Below are 506 nucleotides of genomic sequence, written 5' to 3' on the forward strand. Positions count from 1 at the left end.
GGAAAGGGGGCAGCACAACTGGCCCGCACGCTAGACGAAAAGTGGCAGGGCGCGCTTTCGGGCGTGGTCGTCACCCGCTACGGCTATGGGGAAAAAGCGGGCCGGATCGACATTCTGGAGGCGTCCCATCCCGTCCCGGATCAGGCGGGCATGGACGCCACCCGCCGCATCCGCGAAACACTCAAGGATCTCACGCCCGACGATCTGGTGATCGCGCTCATCTGCGGCGGCGGCTCCGCCCTGCTCGCCGCCCCGCCCGAAGGGTTCACGCTTGCCGATGAACAGACCCTGAACCGCGCGCTCCTTGCTTCCGGCGCGCCCATTTCGGTGATGAACATCCTTCGCAGACGGTTTTCCGACGTAAAGGGCGGCAGGCTGGCGCTCCACGCCGGGCCGACCCCGATCGTGAGCCTCGTGGTTTCCGACATTCCCGGCGATGTTCTGTCGGACGTGGCGTCAGGGCCAACGGTTCCCTCACGCGACAGGGTCGATATCGACGCCCTGAT

The 506-nt window shown here is 66.2% G+C and carries 1 protein-coding gene; it reads left to right on the forward strand.

Annotated elements, in window-relative coordinates; all coding sequences use genetic code 11:
* The coding region (locus tag A3728_RS13770; protein WP_150120805.1) for a glycerate-2-kinase family protein at nt 1-506 on the forward strand (506 nt) is incomplete at both ends.

It is taken from the genome of Sulfitobacter sp. HI0040, assembly GCF_001634885.1.
In the GTDB taxonomy this organism is placed as follows: domain Bacteria; phylum Pseudomonadota; class Alphaproteobacteria; order Rhodobacterales; family Rhodobacteraceae; genus Sulfitobacter.